Annotated in this window: 7 protein-coding genes, 1 tRNA gene and 1 pseudogene; 3 read left to right on the forward strand and 6 right to left on the reverse strand. The window is 74.4% G+C overall.

The window, feature by feature from the left end:
- Positions 1–105: 105 nt before the first annotated feature.
- From ACFWEG_RS26840 to ACFWEG_RS26855, 4 genes are all read right to left on the reverse strand, one after another.
- Entirely contained in the window at positions 106–741 is a 636-nt protein-coding gene (locus ACFWEG_RS26840) for a 50S ribosomal protein L25/general stress protein Ctc (RefSeq protein ID WP_387220114.1), read from the reverse strand.
- 223 nt (positions 742–964) lie between these two features.
- Positions 965–1,945, reverse strand: coding sequence for a ribose-phosphate diphosphokinase (locus ACFWEG_RS26845; RefSeq protein WP_387220116.1), 981 nt, complete (start codon positions 1,943–1,945; stop codon positions 965–967).
- A 125-nt stretch (positions 1,946–2,070) separates the two neighbouring features.
- A complete protein-coding gene (gene glmU / locus ACFWEG_RS26850; RefSeq protein ID WP_387220119.1) occupies positions 2,071–3,522 on the reverse strand; it encodes a bifunctional UDP-N-acetylglucosamine diphosphorylase/glucosamine-1-phosphate N-acetyltransferase GlmU in 1,452 nt (483 codons plus the stop codon).
- 141 nt (positions 3,523–3,663) lie between these two features.
- Positions 3,664–3,735 (reverse strand) — tRNA-Gln (locus ACFWEG_RS26855).
- A 150-nt stretch (positions 3,736–3,885) separates the two neighbouring features.
- On the opposite strand from ACFWEG_RS26855, the gene ACFWEG_RS26860 reads away from it, so the two are divergent.
- Entirely contained in the window at positions 3,886–5,280 is a 1,395-nt protein-coding gene (locus tag ACFWEG_RS26860; protein ID WP_387220122.1) for a sensor histidine kinase, read from the forward strand.
- 80 nt (positions 5,281–5,360) lie between these two features.
- On the opposite strand, the gene ACFWEG_RS26865 is transcribed toward ACFWEG_RS26860, so the two are convergent.
- Together ACFWEG_RS26865 and ACFWEG_RS26870 are read right to left on the reverse strand one after the other, a co-directional pair.
- Positions 5,361–5,873, reverse strand: a complete 513-nt coding sequence (locus ACFWEG_RS26865; RefSeq protein WP_387220125.1) for an SUKH-3 domain-containing protein — start codon at positions 5,871–5,873, stop codon at positions 5,361–5,363.
- A gap of 15 nt (positions 5,874–5,888) precedes the next feature.
- Positions 5,889–6,437 carry a YwqJ-related putative deaminase gene (locus ACFWEG_RS26870; protein ID WP_387220127.1) on the reverse strand — a complete coding sequence of 183 codons (549 nt, stop codon included), beginning with the start codon at positions 6,435–6,437 and terminating at the stop codon, positions 5,889–5,891.
- Positions 6,438–6,633: 196 nt separating this feature from the next.
- On the opposite strand from ACFWEG_RS26870, the gene ACFWEG_RS26875 reads away from it, so the two are divergent.
- A complete protein-coding gene (locus ACFWEG_RS26875; RefSeq protein WP_387220130.1) occupies positions 6,634–7,617 on the forward strand; it encodes an SMI1/KNR4 family protein in 984 nt (327 codons plus the stop codon).
- A gap of 10 nt (positions 7,618–7,627) precedes the next feature.
- A pseudogene (locus ACFWEG_RS26880) lies at positions 7,628–8,649 on the forward strand (hypothetical protein); the annotation flags it as partial.

The following is an 8,649-nucleotide window of genomic DNA, read 5'->3' on the forward strand; positions in this document are numbered from 1 at the left end:
TCGTATTGGCTCCTACTACCACGGGTGCGACACTTACACGACACGCCCGCCGTCCCGCTCGGAGGAGCGGGACGGCGGTCGGGACAGGCGGTGGAGCTACGAGGCTCAGGCCTCGGACTTCTCCTCGTCGCCCTCGGCGGCGTCCTGCTCCGGGGCCTCGCCCTCGGCGGCCTCCGCCTCGGCGTCCTCGGCCGGCTCCTCGGCCTGCGCGGCCAGGATCTGGATGACGACCGCGTCGCCCTCGGTCACCAGCGTGGTGCCCTTGGGCAGCTCGATGTCGGAGGCGGAGATCGAGTCACCGGCGTCCAGGCCCTCGACCGAGACGGTGAAGGAGTCCGGGATGTGGGTGGCCTCGGCCTCGACGGAGACGGTGTTCAGGACGTGCTCGACCAGGTTCTGACCCGGGGCCAGGTCGCCCTCGGCCTGGACCGGGATCTCGACCGTGACCTTCTCGCCCTTGGCGACGACGAGCAGGTCGACGTGGACCAGGAAGCCCTTGATCGGGTCGCGGGTGACGTCCTTCGGGATGCACAGCTGCGACTTGCCGTCGATGTCCAGGTTCAGCAGCGCGTTCGAGGCGCGCAGCGCGAGGAGCAGCTCGTGGCCCGGAAGGGTGACGTGGACCGGGTCGTTGCCGTGGCCGTAGAGGACGGCGGGGACCTTGTCGGCGCGGCGGATGGCGCGGGCGGCGCCCTTGCCGAACTCGGTGCGGGTCTCGGCGGTGATCTTGATCTCGGACATGCGCGCTCCTCGTGGGAATTCGTCGGTGGCGGTCACCCGGCCACGACTCCCGGCCCGTCACAACCGCGGGCCTGCTACGAAGAGCGCGTCGATAACGGACCGCCGGTCCCGTTCGATGACGAACGCGGAACGGCCTCCCTCGCCGAGCAACTCCAGGAGTCTACCCGGCGGGGAGGCCGCTTCAGAAATCGATCACCCGGCGGTCAGCCGGCGGTGGTCCGCGTCACGCCTGCTCGTCGAAGAGGCTGGTCACCGAGCCGTCCTCGAACACCTCGCGGGCGGCGCGGGCGATCGTCGGCGCGATCGACAGCACGGTGATCTTGTCGAGCTCCAGCTCCTTCGGCGTCGGCAGGGTGTCGGTGAGGACGACCTCGCTGACCCGGGAGTTCTTCAGCCGGTCCGCGGCCGGACCCGACAGCACGCCGTGGGTGGCCGTCACGATGACGTCCGCCGCGCCGTGCGCGAACAGCGCGTCCGCCGCCGCGCAGATCGTGCCCGCGGTGTCGATCATGTCGTCGACGAGCACGCACACGCGGCCCTTCACGTCACCGACCACCTCGTGGACCGTCACCTGGTTGGCGACGTCCTTGTCCCGGCGCTTGTGCACGATCGCCAGCGGCGCGCCCAGGCGGTCGCACCAGCGGTCGGCGACCCGGACCCGGCCGGCGTCGGGGGAGACGACCGTCAGCTTGGTGCGGTCGACCTTCGCGCCCACGTAGTCCGCCAGGATCGGCAGCGCGAACAGGTGGTCCACCGGGCCGTTGAAGAAGCCCTGGATCTGGTCGGTGTGCAGATCGACCGTCAGGATCCGGTCCGCGCCCGCCGTCTGCAGCAGGTCCGCGACCAGACGGGCCGAGATCGGCTCGCGACCGCGGTGCTTCTTGTCCTGCCGGGCGTAGCCGTAGAACGGGATGATCACCGTGATGCTGCGGGCCGAGGCCCGCTTCAGCGCGTCGATCATGATCAGCTGTTCCATGATCCACTTGTTGATCGGAGCCGTGTGACTCTGGATCAGGAACGCGTCCGCGCCACGCGCCGACTCCTGGTACCGGACGTAGATCTCACCGTTGGCGAAGTCGAAAGCCTTGGTGGGGACCACCTCGATCCCCAGGTGGCGCGCCACCTCCTCGGCCAGTTCGGGGTGGGCCCGGCCGGAGAAGAGCATCATCTTCTTCTTCTCGCTGGTCGTCTTGGTCCCGCTCACAGCACTGTCTCCTCAGACGTTTTCGCTCTGGCCATCGGCAGCGTTCGGCCGCCGGTAAGGAGGGCGAGCCAGCCGAATCGTGTGCAGTTATCACAGTACGCCGAGATGACGGCGCCGCTTTTCGGTCACTCCTGGCCGGAAGTGCGCTCCGACGACGACTCGGCCGCCTGCGCCGCAGCGCTCCCGGGCCGCTTCCGGGCCACCCAACCCTCGATATTCCGCTGCTGGCCCCGGGCCACGGCCAGCGCGCCGGCCGGCACGTCCTTCGTGATCACCGACCCGGCGGCGGTGTACGCGCCGTCCCCGATCGTGACCGGTGCCACAAACATGTTGTCCGAACCGGTCTTGCAGTGCGACCCCACCGTCGTGTGGTGCTTGTCCTGCCCGTCGTAGTTCACGAACACGCTCGCCGCACCGATGTTCGTGTACTCGCCGATCGTCGCGTCGCCCACGTAGCTCAGGTGCGGGACCTTCGTCCCCTCGCCGATGCTCGCGTTCTTCGTCTCGACGTACGTGCCGATCTTCGCCTTCGCACCGAGCCGCGTACCAGGACGCAGGTACGCGAACGGGCCCACCGAAGCGCCCTCGCCCACCTCCGCGCCCAGCGCCACCGTGTTGTCCACCCGGGCCCCCGCGCGCACCACCGTGTCCGTCAGCCGCGTGTTCGGACCCACCTCCGCACCCGTCGCCAGATGCGTCGCGCCCAGCAGCTGCGTACCCGGGTGCACCAGCGCGTCCTGCTCGAACGTCACCGTGCAGTCGACCAGCGTGGTCGCCGGGTCCACCACCGTCACACCCGCCAGCATCGCGTCCCGCAGCAGCCGCGCGTTCAACGAGGCGCGGGCCTCCGACAGCTGCACCCGGTTGTTGATCCCCGCGATCTCGCGGTGGTCCGCCGCCACCGACGCACCCACCCGGTGACCGGCCTCGCGCAGGATGCCGAGGACGTCCGTCAGGTACTCCTCGCCCTGGCTGTTGTCCGTCCGCACCCGGCCCAGCGCCTCCACCAGGAGCCGGCCGTCGAACGCGAACACCCCGGAGTTGATCTCCCGGATCGCGCGCTGCGCCTCCGAGGCGTCCTTGTGCTCGACGATCGCCGTCACCGCGTCCGTCGCCGCGTCGCGGACGATCCGGCCGTAGCCCGTCGCGTCGGGGACCTCGGCGCTCAGCACCGTCACCGCGTTGCCGTCGGCCGCGTGGGTCGCCGCGAGGGCCTGCAGGGTCGCGCCGGTCAGCAGCGGGGTGTCCCCGCACACCACGACCACGGTCCCCTCGACCGCGTCCGCGCCCAGCGCCTCCAGGCCCATCCGGACCGCGTGCCCGGTGCCGTTCTGCTCCTCCTGCACGGCCGTGCGGATCGACGGGTCGACGCCGGCCAGGTGCTCGGTCACCTTCTCGCGCGCGTGCCCCACGACGACGACCAGCTCCCGCGGCCCCAACTCGCGCGCCGCGGCGACGACGTGCCCCACGAGCGAGCGCCCGCAGATCTCGTGCAGGACCTTCGGGGTCGCCGACTTCATGCGGGTGCCCTCACCCGCGGCGAGGATGACGACGGCGGCCGGGGGTGTGGCGCTCACAGGTGTGCCCTTCGGCGGTGGAGGTGGACACCGAGAGGATACCGAGGGGTGGTCCGGAGCGATCGGGGGGCGGGTCCGCCCGGGGGACGCCCCCGCAACGGCGAAGGGCCCCGACCGGTGAGGTCGGGGCCCTTCGGTGCGCTCCCCCGCCAGGACTCGAACCCGGACAGATGGCACCAAAAGCCACAGTGCTGCCAATTACACCACAGGGGACCAAAACGGACATCGCCTGGTCCGTCGTGGTTGCGGCACCCACTATGCCGCACCACCGGCCCTCGATGCGACGGTAAAGCCCGGCGCCCTGCGGCACAGCCAGGGGAATTGCCCGTGAGCGCGATCCGGGCCGCCCGTAGGGTGGGTGGTATGACCACGACGGGGGAAGAGCAGGGCTGGGCGGGCCGGGACGGGCCGGGCTGGTGGTGGTGGGGGAGACGGCGTTCGGCCGTGTTGGACGTGGGGCTCGCGGCGGTGTCCGCCGCGGAGTGCGGCGTCGAGGGCGCGGTGTTCGCCGGGAACACCGGGCTGCCCGCCGCGCTGGGCGTGCTGCTCGGCGTGCTGGCCGGCGGCGCGCTGGTGGTCCGCCGGCACTGGCCGATCGCCGTCGTGCTGGTCGCGATCGCGGTGACCCCCGCGGAGATGGGCTTCCTGCTCAGCATCGTCGGCGTGTACTCGCTCGCCGCGTCCGACGTGCCCCGCCGCATCACCGGCCTGCTCGCCGGGATGGCGACCACGGGCGTGTTCGTGGTGACGTTCGTGCGGATGCACCAGAGCGTCTCCCGGGGCGGATACGACCCGGGCGGCTGGTACGTCCCGCTGATGTCCGCGCTGGTCGCGCTCGGTCTGACCGCCCCGCCGCTGCTGCTCGGCCTCTACGTGGGGGCCAGGCGGCGGCTGATGGAGTCGCTGCGCGAGCGCGCGGACTCCCTCGAACGCGAGCTGTCGCTGCTCGCGGACCGTGCCGAGGAGCGCGCGGAGTGGGCCCGCACGGAGGAGCGGACGCGGATCGCGCGGGAGATGCACGACGTGGTCGCGCACCGCGTCTCGCTGATGGTCGTGCACGCGGCCGCCCTGCAGGCGGTGGCCCGCAAGGACCCGGAGAAGGCGGTGCGCAACGCGGCGCTCGTCGGCGACATGGGCCGGCAGGCGCTGACCGAGCTGCGCGAGATGCTCGGGGTGCTGCGCGCGGAGCCGGCCGTGTCGAAGCAGGGGCCGGGGGCGGTGGCCGTGGACGCGCCGCTGGAGTCCGTCGGGCGGGCGGCGGCCGCGGCCGCGTCGCGGGCCGACGACCCGCCGGGGGCGGCCGCGGACCTGGCCGACCTGGCCGAGCTGGTGGGGCAGTCGCGGGCGGCCGGGATGGTCGTCGAGCTGACGGTCCAGGAGGATGCCGGGGGCGCTGCGGGCGCGGAGTACGGGCCCGAGGTGGAGCAGACCGCGTTCCGGGTCGTGCAGGAGGGGCTGACGAACGTCCACAAGCACGCGGCGGGCGCGAAGACGTGGGTGCGGGTCGCCCGCCGGGCGGACGAGGTCGCGGTGCAGGTGGAGAACGAGGCGCCCGGGGACGGGGCCGCCGCGGCGGGGCTGCCCAGCGGGGGGAACGGCCTGGTGGGGATGCGCGAGCGGGTCCTCGGCCTAGGCGGGGTGTTCGTGGCGGGGGCGACGGACGCGGGCGGGTTCCGGGTCTCGGCGGTGATCCCGGCGCGGGCCGCGGCGGCGGACGGGGCGGGGCGGTCCGCGCCCGCGGCGGAGGGGACGGGCTGAGGCCCCGGCCCCGTCCCCAGGTCGGCCGGACCTCCGGCCGTACGAACCGGCGCACGGGCCCGGCCGGACCCGCCGGCGTCTCAGCCCACCGTCAGCCGTACCGGCCGGCCCCCGGTGAGCAGCACCGTCAGCGCCCGGTCCGCGTCCGGGCCGACGTACCAGTCCCCGGTGTGGTCGATCGCGTAGACCGCCCCGGCCGCGTCGACGGCGAGCAGCGCCTCGGAGTCCGCCTCGCGGCCCAGCGGGCTCAGCTCGGTGCCGAGCGCGCGGCCGAGGTCGGCGAGGGTGCGGGCCATGTGGAGGCCGGCGAGCGGGTCGAGGTCGAGGGTGAGCGGGGCGAGGTCGCGGCCGGCGGCGACCGGCGCGAGGCGCAGCCCGCCGAACTCGGCCCAGGCCTCGACGGCCGCGGGGAAGACGGCGTGCTCGTGCCCGCCGGGCGAGGTGTGGGCGCGCAGGGTGTCGGCCCAGTACTCGGCCTGCTCGATGTCCCAGCGGCCGGGCTCCCAGCCGGCCTCGCGCAGTAAGGCGCCGACGGCGGCGGGGAAGCGGGTGCGGGGATCGCGCGGGTCGTGCTCTTCGTACGCGGTGCTCACGGGGTGCGACGGCTCCTAGCCGGTGGTGGGGGTCTGGTCGGCGGCGAGGTCGACGGGGCGGACGCCGAGGTGGGCGAGGAGTTCGGCGCAGGACCGGCAGGGCGGGGCGTAGGTGCCGTGCAGCGGGTCGCCGTCCTCGCGGATGCGGCGGGCGGTGACGCGCGCGTGCTTGAGGACCTTGCGGGCCTCGCCGGAGGTGAGCGGCTTGCGCTGGGCGCGGCGGCTGCGGGCCTGGTCGGCCTTGGTCAACTGCCGTGAGAGCAGGATGACTTCGGGGCAGCGGCCGGTGTGCCGCTCGCGGTGGGCGACGGGCAGCGCGTCGAGGAAGTCCTGGACGAGGGCGTGCAGCACCGGCGGCTGGTCGGCGCGGCCGGCGGTGCAGGTGAACGTCTCGCCGCGCACGGACAGCGCGGCGGCGACGGTGGGGAGGATGCCGTCGCGCCGGTGCAGCAGGCGGGGCGGGCGGGGTGCGTCGGCGGCGGTCCAGGGGCGGCGCGGGTCGCCGGAGGGGTCGTGCGGCGCGGTGTCGTGTGCGCCGGACGAGTCCGGTGGTGCTGTGTGCATGGTGGTGCTTCCCTCCCGTGCCCAGGCCGCGCGGCCCGGGTGTCACGCCCCCGTTACTGGGGGACAGCCTGCCAAAGGGGACGGTCGGTACGGAAGCGGGGGTCTGTGGATCACGCCCCGGGGAGGGGCTGGGTCCGGGCGTGTCGCAGGCCATAGTCTGGTGCTCATCAGCCATTCGCAGCAGGGGGAACCCGCCATGACGACAGGTCGGCTCGGGCAGCAAGCCGCGCCACCGAACGCCGCCTACGCCGGGCAGGTCGTGCACTTCCCGGACCCGGTCAGAGCGGCCCGACACCCCCGCGGGGTCAGGGTGGACGCCGACGGCTACCCGGACTTCTCACCGTACGCGCGCGCTGCGGCCGAGGTCGCGGAGCCGCCGGAGGGCTTCGGCATCGACGAACTGCGGCTGACGGACTACGTGTCGGCCAACGCGGCCCTGCACGCGGAGGGCCACGAGCTGTGGGCGAGCGTCGACCCGGTGGCCACCCCGCACGGCTGGACGTGGCACCACGTGGCCGGATCCCGCCGTATGGAGCTGGTCCCGGTCGAGGTGAAGGCGCTCCTGCGGCACCACGGCGGTCTCGCGACGGCGGACGTCGACCAGGACAAGAGGGGCACGCGCCCGCTCCAGGAGACGCGCCCGGCGCACTTCGGGCTGCCGCGCGCGGGTCTGGCCGTGACGGAGGGCCAGGTGCGGGACCTGGAGGAGGACCTCGGCTACCGGCTCCCGGGCGGCTACCGCTCGTTCCTGAAGGCGGCCGGCGGCTGCGCCCCCGTCGGCGCGGCGCTGGACGCCGAGTTGGGGCTGCTGGTCGACCAGCCGTTCCTGACCGTGCGCGACCAGGCCGCGGTCAACGACCTGAGCTATGCGAACAAGTGCCTGCGCGACCACCTCACCAAGGACTACCTGGCGGTCGCCTTCGTGCAGGGCGGACTGCTCGCGGTCAAGGTGCGGGGCGCGGGGGCGGGCTCGGTCTGGTTCAGCGCGTACGACGACGTGCGCGACCGGCCCGAGTGGTCGATGCCGGAGCGGGTGGAGCGGCTGCTGCTGCCGTGCGGCGCGGACTTCGACGAGTTCCTCGGCCGGCTGGCCGGCAGCCCGCCGGAGCTGGACACGGTGGCGAACCTGATGGTGGACGGCGGATTCGCGAGCGCGGTCCCGGTCGCGGACGAGAGCTGAGGAGCGGGCGATGGTGACCTTCGCTCAGGCGCAGGAGCGCGCCGAGGAGTGGATCAACGAGGGCGTGCCCGCGTACCAGCACCGCGAGGTGCGGGTCCGGGAGTTCGACCTGGGGTTCGTGGTGTGGGCGGAGGACCGCGCCGACGGTCCGACGTCGGACGACGGCGGGCAGCGGCTCGTCATCGCCCGCGACAGCGGCGAGGTGACGCTCTGGCCGGGCCTCCCGGTCGGCGAGGTCGTCCGCCGCTACGAGGAGGCGTACGGGACCGCCGCCGAGCCGTCCGACGCCGCCCCGCGGGCCGAGCGGGTGGACCTGGGGGCGACGTCGTTCCTGCTCAGCCCGCCGGAGTGGCTGCAGGACGCGGCGGACAAGCTCGGCATCGGGGAGCGTCCCGGCGGCGGCCGCACGGCGGACGCCGCGCCGCAGGACACCCCCGCGGACCGCTGGCCCACGTCGGCCGGCGACGGCGCTCCCGACGTGGCGCAGTCCTGGCGCGGGACGGAGCTGGAGGAGACGACGGGGGCCCGGCGGGACGAGGACCGGGCGCAGACCCTGGGCTACGCGCCCGGCGGCGCGGCACCCGCGTCCGGACCGGCGGACACCGCCGCGTACGTCCCGGGCGGGGCGGACGCGGGTTCCGGCGCGGCGGGATCCGGTGCCGCGGCATCCGGCGCTCCGGAGCGCCCGCCGTTCGCGCCGCCCGCCGCACGGGAGCCCGCGGGCAGCGACACGCCGTGGGCCGGGACGGACGTGAACACGGGCGCGGACTCCGACGACCACCTCGTCCCCCCGCCGGCGACGGTCTTCGCGCCGCCCGTACGGGAGGCGGAGCCGGCCGACCCGGAGGGGCGGACCGCGCTGCTCCCCGGCGGGAGCGCGCTGCCGCCGACGGCGGAGTCCCCGGCCGTGGACGCGAACCGGCACCATGACGCGACGGTCCTCGCGGGGCCGTCCGTGGGCGGTCCCGCCGCGCCGCGGCCGCCGGGCGCCCCGAAGGCGCCGGGCGCGCCGGGTGCTCCCGGCGCCCGCGC

Origin of the sequence: Streptomyces sp. NPDC060194, assembly GCF_042728285.1 — a bacterium.
Taxonomy (GTDB): Bacteria; Actinomycetota; Actinomycetes; order Streptomycetales; family Streptomycetaceae; genus Streptomyces.